This is a genomic window from Streptomyces hyderabadensis (assembly GCF_020404845.1).
Taxonomy (GTDB): domain Bacteria; phylum Actinomycetota; class Actinomycetes; order Streptomycetales; family Streptomycetaceae; genus Streptomyces; species Streptomyces hyderabadensis.
Genome location: NZ_JAIOJZ010000065.1, coordinates 1 through 23,527 on the forward strand (window position 1 = coordinate 1; position 23,527 = coordinate 23,527).

General features: G+C 73.7%; 20 protein-coding genes. 13 read left to right on the forward strand and 7 right to left on the reverse strand.

What is annotated here, in order from left to right:
• The 3 genes from K7854_RS32625 to K7854_RS32635 form a co-directional block, all read right to left on the reverse strand.
• The coding region (locus K7854_RS32625; RefSeq protein WP_308112583.1) for a TAXI family TRAP transporter solute-binding subunit at positions 1-413 on the reverse strand (413 nt) is incomplete at its 3' end.
• 144 nt (positions 414-557) lie between these two features.
• Positions 558-1,790, reverse strand: a complete 1,233-nt coding sequence (locus K7854_RS32630) for a cation:proton antiporter (RefSeq protein ID WP_226030170.1) — start codon at positions 1,788-1,790, stop codon at positions 558-560.
• Positions 1,791-1,794: 4 nt separating this feature from the next.
• Entirely contained in the window at positions 1,795-2,280 is a 486-nt protein-coding gene (locus K7854_RS32635; RefSeq protein ID WP_226030171.1) for a cation:proton antiporter regulatory subunit, read from the reverse strand.
• Positions 2,281-2,402: 122 nt separating this feature from the next.
• Here K7854_RS32635 and K7854_RS32640 point away from each other — a divergent pair, with 122 nt between their 5' ends.
• From K7854_RS32640 to K7854_RS32655, 4 genes are all read left to right on the forward strand, one after another.
• Positions 2,403-3,479 (forward strand): HAMP domain-containing sensor histidine kinase, encoded by a 1,077-nt coding sequence (locus K7854_RS32640; RefSeq protein WP_226030172.1) that lies wholly within the window; start codon positions 2,403-2,405, stop codon positions 3,477-3,479.
• A complete protein-coding gene (locus tag K7854_RS32645; protein ID WP_226030173.1) occupies positions 3,479-4,138 on the forward strand; it encodes a response regulator in 660 nt (219 codons plus the stop codon). The genes K7854_RS32640 and K7854_RS32645 overlap by 1 nt, the downstream gene beginning before the upstream one ends.
• Before the next feature lie 91 nt (positions 4,139-4,229).
• Positions 4,230-5,747 (forward strand): tRNA (N6-isopentenyl adenosine(37)-C2)-methylthiotransferase MiaB, encoded by a 1,518-nt coding sequence (gene miaB, locus K7854_RS32650; protein WP_226030174.1) that lies wholly within the window; start codon positions 4,230-4,232, stop codon positions 5,745-5,747.
• A 49-nt stretch (positions 5,748-5,796) separates the two neighbouring features.
• Positions 5,797-6,510 (forward strand): class III extradiol dioxygenase subunit B-like domain-containing protein, encoded by a 714-nt coding sequence (locus K7854_RS32655; protein WP_226030175.1) that lies wholly within the window; start codon positions 5,797-5,799, stop codon positions 6,508-6,510.
• 86 nt (positions 6,511-6,596) lie between these two features.
• On the opposite strand, the gene K7854_RS32660 is transcribed toward K7854_RS32655, so the two are convergent.
• Positions 6,597-6,896 (reverse strand): antitoxin, encoded by a 300-nt coding sequence (locus K7854_RS32660; RefSeq protein ID WP_226030176.1) that lies wholly within the window; start codon positions 6,894-6,896, stop codon positions 6,597-6,599.
• 24 nt (positions 6,897-6,920) lie between these two features.
• Positions 6,921-7,199, reverse strand: coding sequence for a hypothetical protein (locus K7854_RS32665; RefSeq protein ID WP_226030177.1), 279 nt, complete (start codon positions 7,197-7,199; stop codon positions 6,921-6,923).
• 182 nt (positions 7,200-7,381) lie between these two features.
• Between K7854_RS32665 and miaA the strand changes: the two genes are divergently transcribed.
• The 6 genes from miaA (at position 7,382) to hflX (ending at position 15,869) form a co-directional block, all read left to right on the forward strand.
• Positions 7,382-8,320, forward strand: coding sequence for a tRNA (adenosine(37)-N6)-dimethylallyltransferase MiaA (gene miaA / locus K7854_RS32670; protein WP_226030178.1), 939 nt, complete (start codon positions 7,382-7,384; stop codon positions 8,318-8,320).
• Between the two features lie 107 nt (positions 8,321-8,427).
• The gene (locus K7854_RS32675) at positions 8,428-8,925 is read left to right on the forward strand and encodes a hypothetical protein (protein ID WP_226030194.1); all 498 of its coding nucleotides are present in this window, start codon (positions 8,428-8,430) and stop codon (positions 8,923-8,925) included.
• A 70-nt stretch (positions 8,926-8,995) separates the two neighbouring features.
• Positions 8,996-9,865, forward strand: coding sequence for a diaminopimelate epimerase (dapF, locus tag K7854_RS32680; RefSeq protein WP_226030179.1), 870 nt, complete (start codon positions 8,996-8,998; stop codon positions 9,863-9,865).
• Between the two features lie 246 nt (positions 9,866-10,111).
• The gene (locus K7854_RS32685) at positions 10,112-12,289 is read left to right on the forward strand and encodes a RelA/SpoT family protein (RefSeq protein ID WP_226030180.1); all 2,178 of its coding nucleotides are present in this window, start codon (positions 10,112-10,114) and stop codon (positions 12,287-12,289) included.
• Between the two features lie 415 nt (positions 12,290-12,704).
• Entirely contained in the window at positions 12,705-14,231 is a 1,527-nt protein-coding gene (locus K7854_RS32690; RefSeq protein ID WP_226030181.1) for a M1 family metallopeptidase, read from the forward strand.
• Between the two features lie 144 nt (positions 14,232-14,375).
• Positions 14,376-15,869 carry a GTPase HflX gene (gene hflX, locus K7854_RS32695; protein ID WP_226030182.1) on the forward strand — a complete coding sequence of 498 codons (1,494 nt, stop codon included), beginning with the start codon at positions 14,376-14,378 and terminating at the stop codon, positions 15,867-15,869.
• Positions 15,870-15,965: 96 nt separating this feature from the next.
• Here the strand turns inward: hflX and K7854_RS32700 are convergent, their stop codons facing one another.
• Positions 15,966-17,180, reverse strand: coding sequence for a trypsin-like serine peptidase (locus K7854_RS32700; RefSeq protein WP_226030183.1), 1,215 nt, complete (start codon positions 17,178-17,180; stop codon positions 15,966-15,968).
• A gap of 123 nt (positions 17,181-17,303) precedes the next feature.
• A complete protein-coding gene (locus K7854_RS32705; RefSeq protein ID WP_226030184.1) occupies positions 17,304-18,533 on the reverse strand; it encodes a trypsin-like serine peptidase in 1,230 nt (409 codons plus the stop codon).
• Positions 18,534-19,441: 908 nt separating this feature from the next.
• On the opposite strand from K7854_RS32705, the gene K7854_RS32710 reads away from it, so the two are divergent.
• The 3 genes from K7854_RS32710 to K7854_RS32720 are packed head-to-tail and all read left to right on the forward strand — an operon-like array spanning position 19,442 to position 23,513.
• The gene (locus tag K7854_RS32710; protein ID WP_264088019.1) at positions 19,442-20,707 is read left to right on the forward strand and encodes an aminotransferase class III-fold pyridoxal phosphate-dependent enzyme; all 1,266 of its coding nucleotides are present in this window, start codon (positions 19,442-19,444) and stop codon (positions 20,705-20,707) included.
• Positions 20,704-22,767 (forward strand): IucA/IucC family protein, encoded by a 2,064-nt coding sequence (locus K7854_RS32715; RefSeq protein ID WP_226030185.1) that lies wholly within the window; start codon positions 20,704-20,706, stop codon positions 22,765-22,767. Before K7854_RS32710 ends, K7854_RS32715 begins: the two co-directional genes overlap by 4 nt.
• A 29-nt stretch (positions 22,768-22,796) precedes the next feature.
• Complete coding sequence (locus K7854_RS32720) at positions 22,797-23,513, forward strand: GNAT family N-acetyltransferase (RefSeq protein WP_308112584.1); 717 nt, start codon at positions 22,797-22,799, stop codon at positions 23,511-23,513.
• Positions 23,514-23,527 lie beyond the last annotated feature (14 nt).

Here is a 23,527-nt window from a genome sequence, read left to right on the forward strand (position 1 = left end):
TCCGAGCCGCTCGGCACGACCAGCTGCACGTAGTCGTCGTAGAGCCGGGTGACCCCGCGCAGGTCCTCCGCGCCCGGGTTGCCGGCGAGCTTGTACGTCTCGACCGCGTCGGCCGCGGCGATGGTGAAGTCTGCCTCCCCGGACGCCACCCGCTCGACGTTCTCCTGCGAGCCCGCGCTGGTCATCAGCCGCACGTCCAGGCCGGGCATGTCCTTGCGCAGCTCGGTGCGCAGCAGCTCGCCGTACTTCTGGTAGACGCCCGCGCGGGTGCCCGTGCTGAAGGTGATCGTCCCGCCCGGCGGCTTCTCGCCCAGCGGCAGCAGCCACCACAGCAGCAGCCCGAGCACGACGGCACCGGCGACCGCGCCCTGGACGGCCCGGCGCCCGCCGATACGGGAGAGCAGCGTGGACATGGGGGCGATCCTGCCAGCCCGCACCGGCACTGACCAGGGCCGGGCTCACACGGGGCCCGGCACCGGGGCCCGGACCCGGGGACGCGGACGTGGGACGGGGCCGCACCCCGCTCCACGTCCGCGCCTCGACCGCACCGCCCCGGGTCAGTCGCCGACCGATGCCTCCGCCTCCGCCGCCCGGGGCGCCCCCTCGGCGGGGCCGGCCGGACGGTCGGGGTTGCCGCCGCGCCGGAACAGGCGCATCGCCAGCGGTTCGGTGAAGCGCGCGGTGAGCGGACCGAGGACGACCAGGATGAGGACGTACGCCGTGGCCAGCGGGCCCAGGGACGGCTCGATACCGGCCGAGACCGCAAGGCCCGCGATGACGATGGAGAACTCGCCGCGCGCCACCAGCGCGCCGCCCGCCCGCCAGCGGCCCTTGACGGAGATCCCGGCCCGCCGCGCCGCCCAGTACCCGGTGGCGATCTTCGTCACTGCGGTCAGCAGCGCCAGCGCCAGCGCGGGCAGCAGGACCGGCGGAATGCTGGCCGGATCCGTGTGCAGGCCGAAGAAGACGAAGAAGACCGCCGCGAACAGGTCCCGCAGCGGGCTCAGCAGCGTGTGCGCGCCCTCCGCAACCTCCCCGGACAGCGCGATGCCCACCAGGAAGGCGCCGACCGCGGCCGAGACCTGGAGCTGCTGCGCGACACCGGCGACGAGGATGGTCAGGCCCAGCACCACGAGGAGCAGCTTCTCCGGGTCGTCGCTGGAGACGAAACGGGAGATGAGGCGGCCGTAGCGCACCGCCACGAACAGCACGAGACCCGCCGCGGCCAGCGCGATCGCCAGCGTGATGCTCCCGGTCATCAGACCGGCACCGGCGACCAGGGCGGTGACGATCGGCAGGTACACCGCCATCGCCAGGTCCTCCAGGACCAGCACGCTCAGGATCACCGGCGTCTCGCGGTTGCCGACCCGGCCCAGGTCGCCGAGAACCTTCGCGATCACACCGGACGACGAGATCCACGTCACGCCGGCCAGGACCACGGCGGCCACCGGACCCCAGCCCATCAGCAGCGCGGCCACCGCACCCGGCACGGCGTTGAGCGCGCAGTCGACGAGGCCCGCCGGATAGTGCGACTTGAGGTTGGTGACCAGGTCGCTGGCCGTGTACTCCAGGCCCAGCATCAGCAGCAGGAGGATGACACCGATCTCGGCGCCGGTCGCGACGAACTCCTCGCTCGCGCCGAGCGGGAGCAGGCCGCCCTCGCCGAAGGCCAGCCCGGCCAGCAGGTACAGCGGGATGGGGGACAGCCGGTACCGGCCGGCGAACCGGCCGAGCAGCCCGAGCCCCAGGATGATGGAACCGAACTCGATCAGCAGAACCGCTGAGTGCACCGGCTCACTCCTGCCCGAGTATCGCCGCGGCGGCGTCGACGCCCTCACGGGTGCCGATGACGATCAAGGTGTCACCACCCACGAGCCGGAAGTCCGGCGCCGGCGAGGGGATCGCCTCGGCCCGCCGGAGCACCGCCACGATCGAGGCGCCCGTGTCGGTCCGCATCCGGGTGTCGCCCAGCAGCCGCCCGTTCCAGCGGGAGGTGGCGGACACCTCGATCCGCTCGGCGACCAGCCCCAGATCGGTGGTGTAGAGCAGGCTCGCGCTGTGGTGGGAGGGCTTCAGCGCGTCGATCAGCGCGCCCGCCTCGGGCCCCGTCATCCGCAGCGAGTGGGCGCAGGAATCGGGGTCGTCGGACCGGTACACGTTCACCGTGCGGGCACCGTCGCGGTGGGCCACCACCGACAGGTGGCGGTGCTCGCGGGTCACCAGGTCGTACTGGACCCCGATACCCGGGAGCGGCGTCGCCCTCAGGCGTGGAGCTGACACGTGCTTTCCCCTCACTCGTCCTGCGTTGCCTGCCGCGACTCTTGCTGCGCTTGCTTCGTTTGCGCACGTGGGTGACGTGCTCGCGACCTCGCCATGCTGCCATCCGCACGTACGGTGGCGATATGGGTGTCGTGACGGATATACGCAGCCGGTCGCGGTCGGCGAAGCTGGCCGCGGGGGTGTCGTGCGAGCAGGCCGGGAGGAGCGGGAAGAGGAACGTGTCGCTGTTCTGGCGGATCTTCTCGCTCAACGCCGCCGGCCTGGTCGTCGCCACCGCACTGCTGCTGGGACCGGTCACCGTGTCGACGCCCGTGCTGGCCGGCGAGGCCCTCGTCCTGCTGGCGGGCCTGGCGGTCCTGCTGGTCGGCAACGCGGTCGTGCTGCGCATCGGACTCACCCCGCTGCACCGGCTGGGCCGGGCCATGTCCACCGCCGACCTGCTGGTGCCCGGGACCCGTCCGGAGGTCGCCGGACCGGCCGAGGCGGCGCAGCTGATCGCGACGTACAACACGATGCTGGACCGGCTCCAGGCCGAACGCGCCGCCGGCGCGGGCCGCGCGCTCGAGGCCCAGGAACGCGAACGCCACCGCATCGCGCGCGAGCTGCACGACGAGGTCGGCCAGACCCTCACCGCCGTCCTCCTCCAGCTCAAGCGCGTCGCCGACCGGGTCCCCGGCGAACTGCGCGAGGAGGTGACCCTGGCGCAGGAGGCCACCCGGGCCGGTCTGGACGAGATCCGCCGCATCGCCCGCCGCCTGCGCCCCGGCGTTCTGGAGGAGCTGGGCCTGGCCAGTGCCCTGCGCTCGCTCGCCGCAGAGTTCACGCACCACGGACTGACCGTCCAGCACCAGATCCCCGGCGACCTGCCCCCGCTCGCCCCGGAGGCCGAACTCGTCCTCTACCGGGTCGCCCAGGAGGGCCTGACCAACACCGCCCGCCACGCCGCCGCCGACCGCGCGGTGCTCACGCTGCGCCCGCTGCCCGGCGGCGCCGGTGTCGAACTGCTCGTGCGGGACAACGGCACCGGCCTCGGCACGGCGGCCGAGGGCGCCGGCATCCGCGGGATGCGGGAGCGGGCCCTGCTGATAGGAGCCGACATCCACTTCCAGCCCGCCCCCGGAGGGGGCACCGACGTACGCCTGCGCGTCCCCGCACCGCCCGGGGGCCGTTCCGCAGACCGAACCGGAGACAGCCCCTGATGTCCGCACGGCCCCCGATCCGCGTCCTGCTCGCCGACGACCACACCCTCGTCCGCCGGGGAGTCCGCCTCATCCTGGACGGCGAACCCGATCTGACGGTGGTCGCCGAGGCCGGTGACGGTGCCGAAGCGGTCGCGGCCGCGCGGGCCACCGAGGTCGACCTGGCCGTCCTGGACGTCGCCATGCCCCGCATGACCGGCCTCCAGGCGGCCCGCGAACTCTCCCGCCGCCTGCCGGGGCTGCGCATCCTGATCCTGACCATGTACGACAACGAGCAGTACTTCTTCGAGGCCCTCAAGGCGGGCGCCTGCGGATACGTCCTCAAGTCCGTCGCCGACCGGGACCTGGTCGAGGCGTGCCGGGCCGCGGTGCGCGACGAGCCCTTCATCTACCCCGGCGCCGAACGGGCCCTCGTCCGCTCCTACCTGGACCGGGTGCAGGGCGGCGGCGGACTGCCCGAGCGGCCGATCACCGAGCGCGAGGAGGAGATCCTCAAGCTCGTCGCCGAGGGCCACACCTCCAAGGAGATCGGCGAGCTGCTCTTCATCAGCGCCAAGACCGTGGAGCGCCACCGCGCGAACCTGCTCCAGAAGCTGGGCGTGCGCGACCGCCTGGAACTCACCCGGTACGCGATCCGCGCGGGGCTCATCGAGCCCTGACACCCTCGCTCCGACCAGCCCTGACCTGCCGCGGTCCCGGTTGTCCACAGGCGGCCCGGGCCACCGTCGCGGACCGCCTACCCTTAGTGCCATGAGCAGCATCGACCGGAGCCAGTCAGCGGGCGGCACGCGCACCTACGAAGTACGCACCTACGGGTGCCAGATGAACGTCCACGACTCCGAGCGATTGTCCGGTCTGCTGGAGGACGCGGGCTACGTCCGCGCCCCCGAGGGCGCCGACGGCGACGCGGACGTCGTCGTCTTCAACACCTGCGCCGTCCGGGAGAACGCCGACAACAAGCTGTACGGCAACCTCGGCCACCTCGCCCCGAAGAAGGCGAGCCGCCCCGGCATGCAGATCGCGGTCGGCGGCTGCCTGGCGCAGAAGGACCGCGACACCATCGTGAAGCGGGCCCCCTGGGTGGACGTCGTCTTCGGCACCCACAACATCGGCAAGCTCCCGGTGCTGCTGGAGCGCGCCCGCGTGCAGGAGGAGGCGCAGGTCGAGATCGCCGAGTCCCTGGAGGCGTTCCCGTCCACGCTGCCCACCCGGCGCGAGAGCGCCTACGCGGCCTGGGTCTCCATCTCCGTCGGCTGCAACAACACCTGCACCTTCTGCATCGTCCCGGCGCTGCGCGGCAAGGAGAAGGACCGCCGTCCCGGCGACATCCTCGCCGAGGTCGAGGCCCTGGTCGCCGAGGGCGTCTCCGAGATCACCCTCCTCGGGCAGAACGTCAACGCGTACGGCTCCGACATCGGCGACCGCGAGGCGTTCAGCAAGCTACTGCGCGCCTGCGGCACCATCGAGGGCCTGGAGCGGGTCCGCTTCACCTCCCCGCACCCGCGCGACTTCACCGACGACGTCATCGCCGCCATGGCCGAGACGCCGAACGTGATGCCGCAGCTGCACATGCCGCTCCAGTCCGGCTCCGACCCGGTGCTGAAGGCGATGCGCCGCTCCTACCGGCAGGAGCGCTACCTGGGGATCATCGAGAAGGTGCGGGCCGCCATCCCGCACGCGGCGATCACCACCGACATCATCGTGGGCTTCCCCGGCGAGACCGAGGAGGACTTCCAGCAGACCCTGCACGTGGTGCGCGAGGCCCGCTTCGCCCAGGCCTTCACCTTCCAGTACTCCAAGCGCCCCGGCACCCCGGCCGCCGAGATGGACGGTCAGATCCCCAAGGCGGTGGTCCAGGAGCGCTACGAGCGCCTGGTCGCCCTCCAGGAGGAGATCTCCTGGGAGGAGAACAAGAAGCAGGTCGGCCGCACCCTGGAGCTGATGGTCGCCGAGGGCGAGGGCCGCAAGGACGGCACCACCCACCGCCTGTCCGGCCGGGCGCCCGACAACCGCCTGGTGCACTTCACCAAGCCGGACCAGGAGGTCCGCCCCGGCGACGTGGTGACCGTCGAGGTCACCTACGCCGCCCCGCACCACCTCCTCGCCGAGGGCGCGGTGCTCGACGTGCGCCGCACGCGCGCGGGCGACGCCTGGGAGAAGCGCAACACCGCCGAGCAGGCCAAGCCGGCCGGTGTGCTGCTGGGCCTGCCGAAGATCGGCGTCCCCGAGCCCCAGCCGGCGGTGGCGAGCGGCTGCGGCTGCGACTGACCGCGGGGGGTGCCACCGGGGCCGACGGTCCGGGGATACGCTGCCGATCATGCTTGTCGCCGCCGCCGTCTGCCCCTGCCCGCCGCTCCTCGTCCCGGAGGTCGCCGCGGGTGCCGCACCCGAGCTGGACGCCGCGCGCGCCGCGTGCACGGACGCGCTGGGAGTGCTCGCCGCGTCCCGGCCCGACCGGCTCGTGGTGGTCGGACCCGCGCACTCCGCCGGGCCCGAGACCTACCCGCGGGGCGCGCACGGCTCCTTCCGGGGCTTCGGCGTGGACCTGGAGGTGTACCTGGGCGCCGACAGCGGCGACGCGGACGGGACGGAGCTGCCCTACGGCCTGGCCGTGGGCGCCTGGCTGCTCGGGCGGACCGGCTGGGCCGGCTTCCCCGTCGACGGCATCGGTGTGGGGGACGAGCTGTCCGCCGAGCGCTGCGCCGGCCTCGGCCGGGAGATCGCCGCACGGGCCGGGCGGACGGCGCTGCTGGTGCTCGGCGACGCCAGCGCCTGCCGCACGCTGAAGGCACCCGGCTACCTCGACGAGCGGGCGGCGCCCTTCGACGCGGAAGTGGGCCGCGCCCTGGCGGCGGCGGACCCGGCCGCGCTCGCCGCGCTGGACGTCGCACTGGCCCGCGAGCTCAAGGTCTCCGGCCGGGCGCCCTGGCAGGTCCTCGCGGGCGCGGCCCAGGGCACGGATCTAGCCGGCGCGCTGCTGTACGAGGACGCGCCCTACGGGGTCGGGTACGCCGTGGCCGCCTGGTCGTAGCGGCCGGTCGGCGTCGGCGTACCCACGCGACGGCCCCGCGCCCGAGCCGCTGCTCGGGCCGCGGGGCCGTCCGGGGCCGCGGTGGGTCAGGACGCCGGGGGCGGTCCGGCCGGAGGGGTGCCGCCGGGCGTCCCGCCGGGTGCGGCGCCCCCTTCCGTGCCCTTGTCGTCCTTGTCTTCCTTGTGGGCGAGGCGGTCCATGGCGTCCTTGGCCTTGCCCGTGCCCGTCTGGATCCGGTCGCTGTACTTGCCCTTGGTCCGCTCGTCGACGGTCCGCGCCATCTTGTCGAGACCGCGATCGATCTTGTCGCCGTGCTGCTGCGCGAGGTCGGAGACCTTGCCCTTCGCCGGTTCGAGTCTGGCCTTCAAGTTGTCCAGGAGACCCATGGTTCGCCTTCCCTCACGAGGCAGTCAGGTGCGGGCGCCCTTGTCGGCCTCGTTGTCGACGGCCTCCCCGGCGGACTGCTGCTTGGGGATGCCCACGCTCTCCGAATCGCCGGCCTCGGCGGCGGCCCCGCCGGCTTCGTCCGCCTCCGCCGTGTTCCGGGGACCGCTGTCGACGGTCTCCGCGGCCTCGGCCGCCTTCGCCTCCGCCGCGCCCTCGGTGTCCGGGGTGCCGGTCCGCGTCTCCGCGCCCGACGCCTCCTCGGTGCTCTTCGACCTCCGAAAAAGCCGTGCAAAAACGCCCATATCAACTCCATACGTTACTCGTGCGGGCGAAATCCCGCGGCATCCGGTGCGTCCGTTTGCGTGGCCGGGGCCATGACCCGGTGGTCCGGGGAGCGGGAACCTCGCAACGGGCAACGACCCCGGACGCTGGCCGTCACGTAACTCGTTCGAGGGTCTGGTGAGAGGTTTGCGAGACTGGTGCGGTGAGCAGCGCACCCCCCGCCCCCCGCGTCATCGCCGTAGTCGGACCCACCGCGGCCGGAAAGTCCGATCTGGGCGTCTTCCTGGCCGAACGGCTCGGCGGCGAGGTCGTCAACGCCGACTCCATGCAGCTCTACCGTGGGATGGACATCGGCACCGCCAAGCTGACGCCCGAGGAGCGCGCCGGTGTCCCGCACCATCTGCTGGACATCTGGGACGTGACCGTCACGGCGTCCGTCGCCGAGTACCAGCGCCTCGCGCGGGAGCGGATCGACGCGCTGCTCGGCGAAGGGCGCTGGCCGGTCCTGGTCGGCGGTTCCGGTCTCTACGTCCGCGGGGCCGTCGACAACCTGGAGTTCCCCGGCACCGACCCCGGTATCCGGGCCCGCCTGGAGGAGGAGCTCGAACTGCGCGGCTCCGGTGCGCTGCACGCCCGCCTGGCCGTCGCCGACCCCGAGGCGGCGCGGGCCATCCTGCCCAGCAACGGGCGCCGGATCGTGCGCGCCCTGGAGGTGATCGAGATCACCGGCAGGCCCTTCACCGCCAACCTCCCCGGCCACGACTCCGTCTACGACACCGTGCAGATCGGCGTCGACGTGGCGCGCCCCGAGCTGGACGAGCGCATCGCCCGGCGCGTCGACCGGATGTGGGAGGCCGGTCTGGTCGACGAGGTCCGGGCACTGGAGGCGCAGGGCCTGCGCGAGGGGCGTACGGCCTCGCGCGCGCTCGGCTACCAGCAGGTCCTCGCGGCGCTCGCCGGCGAGTGCACGCTCGACGAGGCGCGCGACGAGACCGTCCGTGCCACCAAGCGCTTCGCGCGCCGTCAGGATTCGTGGTTCAGGCGCGACCCGCGGGTGCATTGGCTCAGTGGGGGTGTGGCGGACCGCACGGAACTTCCGCGACTCGCCCTGTCGTTGGTCGAACGACCGGTTACAGCCTGATCACGTGATGGCATCGGGACGCCCCGGCCGTCATCCGGGCCTCCGGCGGCGTGCCATCATCGAGCTTCGATCGACCGAGTGAGTCCTAGTTGGGAGGGCGCGTGGCGATGGAGGCCGGCCCTCGCGACACCGCACCGAGCACCGAGCACGGCACCGCCGCCCCCGGCGGACCGGAGCCGGACGGCGCCCTGAGCCCCGACGGCCCCGACGAGACGCCGGAAGGCGTCGCAGCCGACGGTCCCGAGCCCGACGAGATGTACGGGGACGAGGTCGAGGTCGAGCTGCGTCCGCAGCGCCGCCTGCGGATCTGGCAGCTCGCGCCCATCGTGTGCCTGGCCGCGCTCGGCTCCCTGATGTTCGCATTCCCGCTCGCCTTCGACTTCGGCGACAGCGGCGCGGTGATCGCGATGCTGGGCCTGCTGATCTGCTCCTGCGCGGCAGGCTGGGGCATGATGGCCGCCCGCCGGGTCGGATACACCTGGCCGGGCCTGCCCCAGCGCGGGTCGGGGCGCCGTGCCGACTGGCGGACGATCCTGGTGTACGCCCTGGTGGTGGCCGCGGTCGTCGCCCTGGCCGTGTGGCGGGTCGACCGCCTGCGCAGCTGACGGCACCCCGCGTCCCAGGGCGGCCCTCGCCCCTCGTCGCCGTGCCGCACTCACCCCGTACGATCGAGGAATGAGCACGCGGATCGCCTTCCTCAAGGGGCACGGCACCGAGAACGACTTCGTGATCGTTCCCGACCCGGAGAACGCCCTCGACCTGCCTCCCGCCGCCGTCGCGGCCCTGTGCGACCGCCGCGCGGGCCTCGGCGGGGACGGGCTGCTGCACGTGGTGCGGTCCGCGGCGCACCCCGAGGCCCGGGAGATGGCCGCCGAGGCGGAATGGTTCATGGACTACCGCAACGGCGACGGTTCGGTCGCGGAGATGTGCGGCAACGGCGTGCGGGTCTTCGCGCGCTACCTCCAACGCGCCGGGTACGCCGTGGCAGGCGACCTCGCCGTCGCGACGCGCGGGGGAGTGAAGCGGGTGCACCTCGCCAAGAACGGTGATGTCACCATCGGTATGGGCCGTGCGCTGCTGCCCGAGGGAGACGTCGAGGTGAGCGTCGGCGAGCGCAGCTGGCCCGCGCGGAACGTGAACATGGGCAATCCGCACGCGGTCGCCTTCGTCGCCGACCTCGCCCACGCCGGCGACCTGTACGCCCCGCCCTCGCACACGCCCGCCGGCGCCTACCCGGACGGCGTCAACGTCGAGTTCGTGGTCGACCGGGGCCCCGGCCACGTCGCGATGCGCGTCCACGAGCGCGGCTCCGGCGAGACCCGCTCCTGCGGCACCGGCGCGTGTGCCGTCGCCGTCGCCGCCGCCCGCCGGGACGGTGCCGACCCGGCGGTCACCGGCACCCCGGCGACGTACACCGTCGACGTGCCCGGCGGCACCCTGGTGATCACCGAGCGCCCGGACGGCGAGATCGAGATGACCGGGCCCGCCGTGATCGTCGCGGAGGGCGAGTTCGACTCCGCATGGCTGGAAGGGGTACTCGCCTGAAGAACGACCCGGTGAGCCGGACCGCGCTGAACCACCGCGCGGTCCATGACACTCAGTGCGAAAACGTAAACCCTCGGACCATCGCTCGAATGGGTGATCCGTTTCACGCTCGGCGAGAGGCGGTCGGCCGCACGTGATGGGCTCGATAGCATCAAGCACCGGCCCGGACGGGGGACCGACAGCATCCCCTGAGCCGTGTCCGCCCTGGGATTCCCCGTCCGCCGGTCCGCGCAGCCGGAGGTGCCCATGAATGCGGAGGCCGTGAATCCAGCGAGCCCGGGCCCCGTGCCGCCCGCGGCCACCGGTGCCGTCGCGCCGGCGCCCCGCAGGAAGGCCCGCCCCCGGATCGACCTGCGCCGGCTCGGCCGTGCCGCCCTGCTCGGCTCCGCCACCCGCAGCCGGAACCTCCCCGACGCCATCGGCCACGTGGTCGAGGCCCACCGCGCCCACCACCCCGACGCCGACCTCGACCCGCTGCGCCGCGCCTACGTCCTGGCCGAGTCCTCACACCGCGGCCAGATGCGCAAGAGCGGCGAGCCGTACATCACCCACCCCCTCGCCGTCACCCTGATCCTCGCCGAACTCGGCGCCGAGACCACCACCCTGACCGCCTCCCTCCTCCACGACACCGTCGAGGACACCGAGGTGACGCTCGACCAGGTCGGCGAGGAGTTCGGCGCCGAGGTCCGCTACCTCGTCGACGGCGTCACCAAGCTGGAGAAGGTCGACTACGGCGCCGCCGCCGAACCCGAGACCTTCCGCAAGATGCTCCTCGCCACCGGCAACGACGTCCGCGTCATGTCGATCAAACTCGCCGACCGGCTGCACAATATGCGCACCCTCGGCGTCATGCGCCGCGAGAAGCAGGAACGCATCGCCAAGGTCACCCGCGACGTCCTGATCCCGCTCGCCGAGCGGCTCGGCGTCCAGGCCCTCAAGTCCGAGCTGGAAGACCTCGTCTTCGCGGTCATGCACCCCGAGGAGTGCGCGCACACGCGCGAGCTGGTCCAGCAGAACGCCGCCCGCGCGGACGACCCGCTCGCCGCCGTCGCCGACGAGGTGCGCGGCGTGCTGCGCGAGGCCGACATCCAGGCCGAAGTCCTCATCCGCCCGCGCCACTTCGTCTCCGTGCACCGTGTGTCCCGCAAGCGCGGCACGCTCCGCGGCGCGGACTTCGGCCGCCTCCTGGTGCTCGTCCAGGAGGACGCCGACTGCTACGCGGTCCTCGGTGAACTGCACACCTGTATGACGCCGGTCGTCTCGGAGTTCAAGGACTTCATCGCCGTCCCCAAGTTCAACCTCTACCAGTCGCTGCACACGGCGGTCGCCCGCGCGGAGGACGGCCAGGTCGTCGAGGTACTCATCCGCACCCACCAGATGCACAAGGTGGCCGAGGCCGGGGTGGTCGCGCTCGGCAACCCGTACGCGCCTCCGTCGGAGGAGCAGAGCGCGGGCGACGGCGAGCGCGCCGACCCGACCCGGCCCGGCTGGCTCTCCCGGCTGCTCGACTGGCAGCGCGGCGCCCCCGACCCCGACACCTTCTGGTCCACCCTGCGCGAGGACCTCGCCCAGGACCGCGAGATCACCGTCTTCCGCCCCGACGGCGGCACCCTGGGCCTGCCCGAGGGCGCCACCTGCGTCGACGCCGCCTACGCCCAGTACGGCGAAGACGCGCACGCGACCATCGGCGCCCGGGTCAACGGCCGCCTGGCGACCATGAGCACGGTGCTGCGGGACGGCGACACCGTGCAGCTCCTGATGGGCCAGGACCCCGCCTCCGAGCCGTCCAGACAGTGGCTGGAGCACGCCCGCACCCCCGCCGCGCGGATCGCCATCCAGCGTAGGCTCGCCGCCCACCCGGAGCCGGCCCCCGAGACCGAGGAACCGGCCCGCGGCCCCGCCGCGCCGGAGACCCATGCCCACCCCGACGCCCCGCGCCCGGCCGCGGGCGCCGCGCCGACCCGCGCCGCCTCGGCCGACGTCCTCGTCGACCGGCCGGGCGCGACCGTGCGGCTGGCGGGCTGCTGCACGCCCGTGCCGCCGGACGAGATCACCGGCTTCGCCGTGCGCGGGGGAGTGGTGACCGTGCACCGCGCCCAGTGCGCCGTGGTGGCGCGCATGAAGAGCGCCGGGCGCGCGGAGGTCGGCGTGCGCTGGGGCGAGAGCACCGGGTGCCGGGTGACCCTCCTCGCCGAATCGTTCGGCCGCCCGCACCTCCTGGCCGACCTCACCGAGGCCATGGCCCTCGAAGGCGCCGAAATCGTCTCCGCGACCGTCGAGCCCCCGGACCGCCAGCGCGTCCGGCACAGCTACACCGTGGTACTCCCGGACGCCGCCCGGCTGCCCGCCCTGATGCGGGCCATGCGCGACGTGGCCGGCGTGTACGACGTCAGCCGCGCCCAGCCGCAGCCGACCGGCGCCTGACCACCGGTACCGCGGGGCGCCGCCCGACGGAGGCCTGATCCGTACCTCGCGCGGGGCGCCGCCGACCGAGGCCTCACCCGTACCCCGTGTGGGGCGCCGCCGACGGAGGCCTGATCCGTACCCGCAGGGGCCGCCCGGACGCTCCGGACACCCGGGCCCGCACGCCGGCGTGCGGCTCACGCGCGCCCTGCGCGGCGCGGTCCGCGCGAGGCAGCGGTCCCGTGTGGACCGCGTACGGGGCGCGTCCGGCGGGGCCGGGAACCGGGTGCGCCCGGCGCGGGCCACGAACTCGGCGCGCGCACGGCCCGCGCGCGCCCGCGCCCGCCCGGCCCGCGCGCGCCCGCTCGGGACCCGTTCGGGTGCCCCGGGCGCGCGCCGTCGCCGCGGGGCAGGTGCGCGCTGATAGCCGTGAGGGATGCCGCACACCCCTCACTCCCCGACTCCTCGACCCCGCGCCCGCGCCCGCCGCCGGCTCAGGGCCGCGGCGCTGCTCGCCTCCGCCGTCTCCGTCTGCCTGGTCGCCGCGAGCGCCCCGCCGACCCCGCTGGGCGTCGGCGACCGCCTCTTCCCGCAGCTGGGCAACCCCGGCTACGACGTGACGGCGTACGACCTGTCCTTCACCTACTCCGGAAGCAACAGCGAACCGCTGCGGGCGGTCACCACCATCGAGGCCCGCACCACCGCCGACCTGGACCGGATCAATCTCGACTTCGCGCACGGGAAGGTCGACTCCGTCGAGGTCGACGGGGACCCCGCCGCCTTCACCACCGCCGGCGAGGACCTCGTCGTGACGCCCGAGGACGCGCTCGACGAGGGCGACTGGACGCGGATCACCGTCCGGCACAGCAGCGACCCCGTGTACCCCGAGGACCGCCAGGGCGGCTGGGTGCGCACCGCCGACGGCCTCGCCATGGCCAACCAGGCCGACGTCGCCCACCTGGTGTTCCCCTGCAACGACCACCCCTCCGACAAGGCGCGGTTCACGTTCCACATCACCGCCCCCGACGGGCTCACGGCCGTCGCGAACGGTCTGCCGACGGGCGTGGAGCACACCGGCCCGACGACCACCTGGAGCTACCGGACCGGGCACCCCATGGCCACCGAGCTGGCCCAGGTGTCCATCGGCCGCTCCACGGTGCTGCACCGCACCGGCCCGCACGGGCTGCCGGTCCGGGACGTCGTGCCGACCGAGCACCGCGCGGCGCTCGAACCGTGGCTGGCGAAGACCCCCGACCAGATCGCCTGGATGGAGCGGAAGGTCGGGCGCTACCCCTTCGAGACGTACGGCCTGCTCATGGCCGACGCCACCACCGGCTTCGAACTCGAGACCCAGACGCTCTCCCTCTTCGAGCGGGAACTGTTCACCGAGCCCGCCTATCCGAAGTGGTACGTCGAGTCGATCATGGTGCACGAGCTGGCCCACCAGTGGTTCGGCAACAGCGTCAGCCCCGCCACCTGGTCCGACCTGTGGCTCAACGAGGGACACGCCACCTGGTACGAGGCGCTGTACGCCGAGGAGACCGCGGACAAGCCCATGGCGGCGCGCATGAAGGCCGCATACGGGGCCTCCGACCGCTGGCGCACGGCGGGCGGCCCGCCCGCGGCCCCCAAGCCGCCGAAGAACGGCAGCAAGACCGGGATCTTCCGCTCCAACGTGTACGACGGCGCCGCGCTCGTGCTCTACGCCCTGCGCCAGGAGATCGGCCCCGCCGCCTTCGACCGCGTCGAGCGGGCGTGGGTCGCCCGCAACCAGGACGGCGTCGCGACGACCGCCGACTTCGTCCGGCTCGCCTCCGAGACCGCCGGCCGCGATCTGGGCGACTTCTTCCAGGCCTGGCTGTACGGCGAGAAGACCCCGCCGATGCCCGGCCACCCGGACTGGAAGCAGGCCCCCGCCGCGAAGACCCCCGCCAAGGCGGCGCACGGGGCGCACGGCGAATAAGCCGGTGACGAGACGGCCCGTGCCGTGCGACCATCTTCGGGACGGCGCGGCCCGGGCCCCGGGAATCTCCCCGGCGTCCCGCACGTTGTACCGGATGTCGCGGCGCGTGTGCCGCGCCCACCTTCCCAGCTACGTAAGGATCCAATGACCTCCTCTTCTTCCCCCTCCCAGGACACCAAGCGTCTCGCGCAGACCTATCCCGAGGGCCTTCGGGCCGATGCCCTGATGGAAGAGGACGTCGCCTGGAGCCACGGAAACGACTCGCAGTGGGACGGCGAGCAGTTCGACCGCTCCGACCGCGCGGCGCTGCGCCGGGTGGCGGGCCTGTCCACCGAGCTGGAGGACGTCACCGAGGTCGAGTACCGCCAGCTCCGTCTGGAGCGGGTCGTCCTCGTCGGCGTCTGGACCTCGGGCACCGTGCAGGACGCGGAGAACTCGCTGGCCGAGCTGGCCGCCCTCGCGGAGACGGCCGGCGCGCTCGTGCTCGACGGCGTCGTCCAGCGCCGCGACAAGCCCGACGCCGCCACCTACATCGGCTCCGGCAAGGCCGAGGAGCTGCGGGACGTCGTCCTCGAAACGGGCGCGGACACCGTCATCTGCGACGGTGAGCTGAGCCCGGGGCAGCTGATCCACCTCGAGGACGTCGTCAAGGTCAAGGTCATCGACCGCACGGCCCTGATCCTGGACATCTTCGCCCAGCACGCCAAGTCCCGAGAGGGCAAGGCACAGGTCGCGCTCGCGCAGATGCAGTACATGCTGCCGAGGCTGCGCGGCTGGGGTCAGTCGCTGTCCCGGCAGATGGGCGGCGGCAAGGGCGGCGGCCTCGCCACCCGTGGTCCCGGTGAGACCAAGATCGAGACGGACCGGCGCCGGATCCGCGAGAAGATGGCGAAGATGCGCCGGGAGATCGCGGAGATGAAGACCGGCCGCGAGATCAAGCGCCAGGAGCGCAAGCGCCACAAGGTGCCCTCCGTCGCCATCGCGGGCTACACCAACGCCGGCAAGTCCTCGCTGCTCAACCGCCTCACCGGCGCGGGCGTCCTGGTCGAGAACGCCCTGTTCGCGACCCTCGACCCGACCGTGCGCCGGGCCGAGACCCCCAGCGGGCGGCTGTACACGCTGGCCGACACCGTGGGCTTCGTCCGGCACCTGCCGCACCACCTGGTCGAGGCGTTCCGCTCCACGATGGAGGAGGTCGGCGACTCCGACCTGATCCTGCACGTGGTCGACGGTTCGCACCCCGTCCCGGAGGAGCAGCTGGCCGCCGTGCGCGAGGTGATCAGGGACGTCGGCGCCACCGACGTGCCCGAGATCGTCGTGATCAACAAGGCCGACATGGCCGACCCGCTGGTGCTCCAGCGGCTGCTGCGGGTCGAGAAGCGGGCCATCGCGGTCTCGGCGCGCACCGGCCAGAACATCGACGAGCTGCTCGCGCTGATCGACAACGAGCTGCCGCGGCCCTCGGTCGAGATCGAGGCGCTCGTGCCGTACACCCACGGCAAGCTGGTCGCCCGCGCCCACGACGAGGGCGAGGTGATCTCCGAGGAGCACACCCCGGAGGGCACCCTGCTCAAGGTGCGGGTGCACGAGGAACTGGCGGCGGAGTTCGCGCCGTACGTTCCCGCGCCGCTCGCCTGAGACCCGCACGGCCCGACAGCGGGCCGACCGACCGAGGGCCCGTCCCCTGCCGCGGCAGGGGACGGGCCCTCGGTCATGGACGGATCCGTGCGCGGATCACTGACCGCCGTACGTCTTGCTCATGTTCTGGTACATCGCCTCGGCCGAGCGGCCCAGCTGCGGGCCCGCCAGCCAGGTGTTCTCCAGCGGGCCGATCGAGGTGTTGGAGACCAGCTTGGTCTCCCCGTCCACCACCCGGAACCAGCCGCCGCCGGACGAGCCGCCGGTCATGGTGCAGCCGATGCGGTACATCGTGGGCAGCGACGGGCTCAGCGACAGCCGGCCGGGCCGGTCGACGCACTTGAACATCTCCAGGCCGTTGTACGGCGGCGCCGCCGGGTAGCCCCAGGCGCCCATGCTGGACACCTCCGTCGCCGACGGGGCGGAGAAGTCCACCTCCAGCGCGGCGCCGACGGTCTCCTCCAGCGACTTGCTGCCCTGCTCCGGCTTCACGTGCAGCACCGAGTAGTCGTACGCGGCCCCGTCGCCGCCGCTCTCCGAACCACCCTTGATCCACTCGTCCGAGGTGGACGCCCAGTCGGCCCACCAGGTGCCGTACGGCGCCATCTCGGTGGTCGTCGCGTTCGCCAGCTCCGCCTCGGACTTGCCGTAGTCGTTGTACGACGGGACGAAGGCGATGTTGCGGTACCAGCCGCCGCTGCCGCCGGCGTGCACGCAGTGGCCCGCCGTCCACACCAGGTTGGACTTGCCCGGGTGGTTCACGTCCTTGATCACCGTGCCGGAGCAGACCATCGAACCCTCGGGCGAGTCGAAGAAGACCTTGCCGACCGGGGCCGCGTTCTCGTGGTACGGCTTCTTCTCGGCCACGGCCTCGACGGGCGCGGGCTCCGGGTCGGTGGCACCCTGGTCGGCGGCCGCGTCCTTGGTCGTGACGGTCTTGTCGGCCTCCTTCGCGGACTTCATCCGGTCCGGCTTCCACAGGCCCTCGATCACCGGGTTGACGAAGTCCTTGGCCTCACTGAGCCACTTGTCCTTGTCCCAGTTCTGCCAGCCGCCGTCCTTCCACTGGTCGACGTCGATGCCGTGCTCCTTGAGCCGGTCCGCGAGGCCGGCCGCCAGACCGCCCTCGCCGCCACCGGTGTCGCCCGCGTCGGCGGCCTGCGAGGTGCCGCCACCGGGCTCGGCATCGGTCTTGTCCTGCTCCGATCCGCAGGCGGTCGCGGTCAGCGCGAGCGCGGCGACCAGACCGGCCGCGGCGAGTGCGGTGCGCCGTCCGCGCCGTGGCGCGGCGGACATACGTGTGGAACGCATGGTGCGAGGACCCCCGTTGAAACGTGTGAGTGCGTGATTGTCTGTCATGGGATGCGCGGTGGGGTGCCGGGACGGGCCCGGCACACCCCACCGTCCGGCCCGCTCAGTGCGGGCCGCGCGTGATCACTGCCCGGCGAACTTCCCGCTCACCGCGTCGAACACGCCCTCGGCCTCCTTGCCCAGGCGCGGACCGGCCAGCCAGCCGGCCGTCACCGGGCCGATGGAGGTGTTGGAGACCAGCGCGGGCTTGCCGTCCGAACCGGCGGCGACCCAGCCGCCGCCGGACGAGCCGCCGGTCATGGTGCAGCCGATGCGGTACATCGTCGGGTCGGAGGCGTTGATCGACAGCCGCCCGGGCTTGTCCTGGCACTGGTACAGCTTCTGGCCGTCGTAGGGCGGTGCGGCCGGGTAGCCGATCGCCTTCATGCTCTCGATCTCCGGCACGGCCGGCGCGTCGAAGTCCACCGGCAGCGCGGCGCCGACCGTCTCCTCCAGCGACTTGCCGTTGCCGCCCTTCTCCGGCGTCACATGGATCACGGCGAAGTCGTACGAGGCGCCGTCACCGCCGGTCGCGCCGCCCTGCTCGATCCACTGGTCCGAGGTCTGCGCCCAGTCCCCCCACCAGACACCGTAGGGAGCGATCTCCTCCTTGGTGGCCTTCTGCAGCTCCTCGACCGACATGTCCGCGTCGTTGTACGACGGGACGAAGGCGATGTTGCGGTACCAGCCGCCGCTCTTGCCGGCGTGCACGCAGTGACCGGCCGTCCACACCATGTTGGACTTGCCGGGGTGGGCCGGGTCCTTCACGACCGTGGCCGAGCACACCATCGAACCCTTGGGGGAGTCGAAGAGGAGCTTGCCGGCCGTGGCGGCGTTGTCGTGGTACTTGGCCGGTACGGCCGCCGCCTCGACGGGGGCGGGCTCCGGGTCGGTGACGCCCTGGTCCCCGGAGATGTCGTTCTCGTCGACCTCCTGGTCCGGCTCCTCGGCGTCCCGCATCCGGTCCGGGTCCCACAGCCCCTCGATGATCGGGTTGACGAAGTCCTGCGCCTCGCGCAGCCAGTCGTCCTTGTTCCAGTCCTTCCAGGCGCCGTTCTTCCAGTCGTCGACGTCGATCCCGTGTTCCTTGAGCTTGTCCTTGATGTGGTCCGGGATCCGGATGCCGCCGTTGCCGTCGTCCGCGGCGGACGCGGAGGCCGAGGCGTCGCCGCCCGCCTCGGGGTCGCCGTCCTCGCACGCCGTGGCGGTGAGCGCGAGCGCGGAGACGAGCGCCACGGCGGCGGCCGCGGAGGAGGTTCCGCGCCGCCCGCGCCTGTTTCCGCGCGTGCTGAACGACGGCCGTATGGATCGCATGGTGTTGACTCCCCCTGCTGTGAACGAACGTGGTGCCGCGGCCGGAGCGCCAAGCGGCGGCGACCGGGAACGGCACCACACACTATGCGGTGGCTGTGGGGGAGTTCCGACGGAACGGCAACGGTTCGGATACAGCCGCCTGACCAGGCACGCGCCTCCTGCCGGTGCGGAGGGCCCGGCCGCGGAGCCGCAGCGGCCCGCGAAGTCCCCGCCGCGGCAACGATCTTCGGGCAGACCGTAACCCCGTGAACGGACCTCGGTTGTAGCGGTGGGGGTGCCGCTGCCCGGACGCGGTCCCCCTGCTGCCGGGAGCTGCCGGCAGGTCGCATCGCGTCCGGGCGGCGGGAGGTCGACGAGCCGTGGCGGGATCCCCGTACGGGAGTGGTGCGGACGGGGGCGGGGACGCCGGGCGGGCGGTCGTGGTGACGGAGCCCGCGGTCACGACGTCCGCGCGGGCGCACGCCGGGCAGGAGGAAGGCGTACAGGGGGCGGTGGGTGCCGTGCGGGGGATGGCCGAGCGAAGGAGCGCTGTGCGGGGGATGGCCGAGCGAAGGAGCGCTGTGCGGGGGATGGCCGAGCGAAGGAGCGCTGTGCGGGGGAGGAGCGGGCAGGAGGGCGCTGCGCGGGGGAGCACGGTGCCGGATGGCGGCGGGTCGGGGAGTGGCGGGTCGGGGAACGCCGGGTCGGAGAACGCCCGGGCCGAGAGCGCGGGGTCGGAGAACGCGGTGCCGGATAGCGCCGTGCTGGATAGCGGCGGGTCTGAGGACGCGGTGCCGGATAGTGGCGGGGCGGGGAACGCCGGGTCGGATGGCAGCGGGGCGGAGAGCGCGGTGCCGGATAGCGGCGGGACGGGGAGTGGCGGGTCGGGGAGCGCCGGGGCCGAGAGCGCAGGGTCGGAGGACGCTGTGCTGGAGAGCGCCGGGGCGGAGCGCGGCGGCGCCGAGAGCGCCGTGCGGGGCGGCGCTGCGAGGTGCCGGCCCGCGCGGGAACCGGCCGCGCGGACCTACGCGCGGGCCCTCCCGGTCGTACCCGTCCGGGCCCGGGGACTCACCATCGAGGGTGCCGACGGCCGCCGTTACCTGGACTGCGTCTCCGGCGCGGGCACGCTGGCTCTCGGCCACAACCACCCCGTCGTCCTGGAGTCGATCCGCAGGGTCCTCGACTCCGGCGCCCCCCTGCACGTCATGGACCACACCACCCCGGTCGAGGACGCCTTCGTCACCGAGCTGCTGTGCACCCTGCCGCCGGTCCTCGCCGACCGCGCGCGCGTGCGGTTCTGCGACCCGACGGGCGCGGACCCGGTCGCCACCGCCGTCGCGCTGGTCCGTGCCGCCACCGGACGGACCCGGGTGGTCACCCTTGCCGACGCGCACGAGCCGCTTCCCGACGGCGGCGCGCCGGGACAGGAGCCGCCCGCCGGGCTCCTCCTGGACCCGGCCCGGAGCGAGGCCGCGGCTCCGCACGGGCCGGGCGCCGAGGCAGGAGGTGTGCGGCGCCCCTCCGCCCACGCGGACCAAGGTGCCGTCCCGCTCATCGTCGACGAGACCGAGACGGGCGTCGGCCGGACCGGCGCCTACTGGGCCTTCGAGCACAGTGGAGTCACGCCCGACGTGCTGGTCCTCGCCAAGGCGATCGGCGGCAGCCTGCCGCTGGCCGCGGTGGTCCACCGCGACGACCTGGGCGACCCGAGCGGGCACGGCGGGCCCGTGGCCGGCTCCTTCCGCGGCAACCAACTCGCCCTGGCCGCCGGCGCGGCCACCCTCGCCCACGTCCGCGAACACCGCCTCGCCGAACACGCCGCCGCACTGGGCGGCCGGATGCTGGCCCGACTGCGCGCCCTGGCCGCGGAGTCCGGGTGCGTCGGACACGTGCGCGGGCGGGGCCTGATGGCCGGTGTCGAGCTGGTGGCGCCCGAGGACCCGCCCGACGGCACCGCCCGCCCCGGCGCCTCCGCCCACCTAGCCGCCGCCGTCCGCGGGGAGTGCCTGCGCCGCGGGCTGATCGTGGACGTCACGGGTCCGCGCGCGAACGTCGTACGGCTGCTGCCGCCACTGATCGTCACCGAGGAGCAGATGTCGGCCGTCCTCGACCGACTCGCCGACGCGGTAGGTGCGGTGGACCGCCACCGCCCCGACGGCTCCGTCCCGTTACGCGGGGAGCGCACCCCGAGATGAGACCCGCCCCCGGACACGGCCCGCCAGGAGAACCCGCGTTGCACATCCCTCCCGCCCCCGAACCGATCCCCGTGCCGGCCTCCGCGCCGGACACCGGGGCCGTGTCCGAGCCTGGGGCCCCGGCGGCCCCGGGGGCTGTCGCCCCGCCGGACACCGCGCGCACCCATGTCGCGCAGGCCACCGCCCTCCCCGCGCCCCGGTCCGTGCCGTTCGCCCGGCGCCCCGCGGCCGGCCCGCCGGACCCCTTCGATCACTACGCCGCCGCCCAGGCCGCGGGCACCGAGAACCTGATCCGCTGCTGGGCCCGCGAGGCCGACGTGTCCGCCCCCGACGACGGCGTCCTCCACGTACCGCTCCCGGCCTCCGGTACGGCCCTCGCCGTTCCCGTGCGCTACTGGTCACCGACCGGCTGGCACCGCTTCGGGCCGCCGCGTCTGACCGGCGCCCCCGCCTCGGCACCGCCCGTGGACCCGGTCACGCTCGCCGCGCTGCTCGTGCGCGAGACGGCCGCTGCCCCGGGGCCCGACGGTCCCGACCTCGTCGCGCGCGTCGCGGACTCCGTCCACCGCACCGCCCTATTCCTCCGGGACCGCGCGGAACGCCCCGTGGACGACCCCGCCGGTGCGCCGGACCGGGGCGGCCCCGACCTCTTCCTTGCCGCCGAGCAGGCGCTGCTCCTGGGGCACCCGCTGCATCCCATCCCGAAGAGCCGTGCCGGCCTCACCGAGGCCGAGACCCGCCGCTACTCACCGGAGCTGCGCGGTTCCTTCCCCCTGCACTGGCTGGCCGTCGCCCCCTCCGCACTCGCCACCGACTCGGCCTGGACCGAGCGCGGCCGCGCGGTCACCGCTCGCGCGCTCACCGCACGCCTCGCCGCGGACGGCCCGGCACCGGCGGAGGGTCCGGCACCGCCGGCCGGGTTCGCCCTCCTGCCCGTGCACCCCTGGCAGTTCCGCGCGGTGCTGCACCGGCCGGACGTCGCCGCTCTGCTGGACACCGGGCTGGTCAGGGACCTCGGCGCGCGGGGCCCGGCATGGCATCCCACGTCCTCCGTGCGCACCGTGCACCGCAGCGGCGCCCCCGCCATGCTCAAGCTCTCGCTGGCCCTGCACATCACCAACTCCCGGCGGGAGAACCTCCGTAAGGAGCTGCACCGCGGTGTCGAGGTCCACCGACTGCTGCGCCGCGGCCTGTCCCGGCAGTGGCGGGCGGCCCACCCGGACTTCGACATCGTCCGCGACCCGGCCTGGCTTGCCGTGGACGGACCGGACGGCACGCCCGTGCGCGGCCTCGACGTCGTCGTCCGGCACAACCCCTTCCGCCCCTCGGACGACGTCTGCTGCGTGGCCTCCCTCGTCGCACCGCGGCCGCCGTACATCAGCGCGGCGGACGAGAGCCCCGCCCCCCGCGCGTCCCCGAACGGTGTGTCCGGCGGCGCCGCGCGCACCAGGCTGGCCCAGGTCGTCACCCGGCTCGCCGGACGGACCGGCCGCCCGCGCGCAGCCGTCGCCGTCGAGTGGTTCCTGCGCTACCTCCACCACGTCGTACGTCCCGTCCTGTGGCTGGACGCCCGCGCGGGGATCGCCCTGGAGGCACACCAGCAGAACACGCTCGTCCTGCTGGACACCGACGGCTGGCCCGCGGGCGGCCGCTACCGCGACAACCAGGGCTACTACTTCCGCGAGTCCCGGCGCGCGGAACTCGACGCCCGGCTGCCCGGCATCGGAAAGCACTCCGACACGTTCGTGGCCGACGCCGTCACCGACGAGCGCTTCGCCTACTACCTCGCCGTCAACAACGTGTTCGGTCTCATCGGCGCCTTCGGTTCCGAGGGTCTCGCCGGGGAGGAAACGCTGCTGGCCGCCTTCCGCCGCTTCCTCGGCGAGCTGGCCGCGGGCCCCTCCCCACGGGGCGGTCCGCTCCCCGCGCACCTCCTCGACTCGCCGGTACTGCGCTGCAAGGCGAACCTGCTGACCCGGCTGCACGGCCTCGACGAACTCGTCGGCCCGGTGGACACCCAGTCCGTCTACGTCACCATCGCCAACCCCCTGCATGCCTGAGCGGGCCGCCCTCCCGAAGGAGCGACACTGTGAACCCCATCGACGCGAGCGCCGACGACACCCTGGACCTGCACCTGCCCGAGGAGTTCGTCGCCCTCTTCCGCACCGACGGGAACGCGCTCCCGGAGGCGGAGACGGAGGCGACGACAGGGGCGGCGACGGCACGCGCGCGTGAGGACCTCCTCGACGGCCTCGCCGACTGGGGACCGAGCGACACCTCCGCGGGCGTCTTCCACCTGGTCCCCGCCGACGTCGAACGGGACGCCGCGCTCATCGCCCACTGGATGAACGACCCGGACGTCGCCGCGTACTGGGAGCTGAGCGGACCGCAGAGCGTGACCGCCGACCACCTACGGGCCCAGCTGGCCGGGGACGGACGCAGCGTCCCGTGCGTCGGCATGCTGGACGGGGTGCCGATGAGCTACTGGGAGATCTACCGGGCCGACCTCGATCCGCTGGCCCGGTACTGCCCGGTCCGGCCGCACGACACCGGCGTCCACCTGCTGATCGGCGCGGACACCGACCGCGGGCGGGGCCTCGGTACCGAGCTGATCAGGACCGTCGCCGACCTCGTCCTCGCGGAGCGCCCCGCCTGCACGCGGGTGCTCGCCGAGCCCGACGTCCGCAACCGGTCGTCCGTCGCGGCGTTCCTCGGGGCCGGGTTCCGGCTGGCGGCCGAGGTGGACCTGCCCGCCAAGCGCGCCGCCCTCATGGTCCGCGAACGGGCGGGGCGGGAGTCCCCGTGACCCGTGCCGCACCC

Excerpts from the sequence above, each read along its gene's own strand:
- K7854_RS32640 (WP_226030172.1), top strand. The coding sequence starts at position 2,403 with ATGGGTGTCGTGACGGATATACGCAGCCGGTCGCGGTCGGCGAAGCTG.
- K7854_RS32645 (WP_226030173.1), top strand. The coding sequence starts at position 3,479 with ATGTCCGCACGGCCCCCGATCCGCGTCCTGCTCGCCGACGACCACACC.
- miaB (WP_226030174.1), top strand. The coding sequence starts at position 4,230 with ATGAGCAGCATCGACCGGAGCCAGTCAGCGGGCGGCACGCGCACCTAC.
- K7854_RS32655 (WP_226030175.1), top strand. The coding sequence starts at position 5,797 with ATGCTTGTCGCCGCCGCCGTCTGCCCCTGCCCGCCGCTCCTCGTCCCG.
- K7854_RS32660 (WP_226030176.1), bottom strand. The coding sequence starts at position 6,896 with ATGGGTCTCCTGGACAACTTGAAGGCCAGACTCGAACCGGCGAAGGGC.
- K7854_RS32665 (WP_226030177.1), bottom strand. The coding sequence starts at position 7,199 with ATGGGCGTTTTTGCACGGCTTTTTCGGAGGTCGAAGAGCACCGAGGAG.
- K7854_RS32675 (WP_226030194.1), top strand. The coding sequence starts at position 8,428 with ATGGAGGCCGGCCCTCGCGACACCGCACCGAGCACCGAGCACGGCACC.
- dapF (WP_226030179.1), top strand. The coding sequence starts at position 8,996 with ATGAGCACGCGGATCGCCTTCCTCAAGGGGCACGGCACCGAGAACGAC.
- K7854_RS32685 (WP_226030180.1), top strand. The coding sequence starts at position 10,112 with ATGAATGCGGAGGCCGTGAATCCAGCGAGCCCGGGCCCCGTGCCGCCC.
- K7854_RS32690 (WP_226030181.1), top strand. The coding sequence starts at position 12,705 with ATGCCGCACACCCCTCACTCCCCGACTCCTCGACCCCGCGCCCGCGCC.
- hflX (WP_226030182.1), top strand. The coding sequence starts at position 14,376 with ATGACCTCCTCTTCTTCCCCCTCCCAGGACACCAAGCGTCTCGCGCAG.
- K7854_RS32700 (WP_226030183.1), bottom strand. The coding sequence starts at position 17,180 with ATGCGTTCCACACGTATGTCCGCCGCGCCACGGCGCGGACGGCGCACC.
- K7854_RS32705 (WP_226030184.1), bottom strand. The coding sequence starts at position 18,533 with ATGCGATCCATACGGCCGTCGTTCAGCACGCGCGGAAACAGGCGCGGG.
- K7854_RS32715 (WP_226030185.1), top strand. The coding sequence starts at position 20,704 with ATGAGACCCGCCCCCGGACACGGCCCGCCAGGAGAACCCGCGTTGCAC.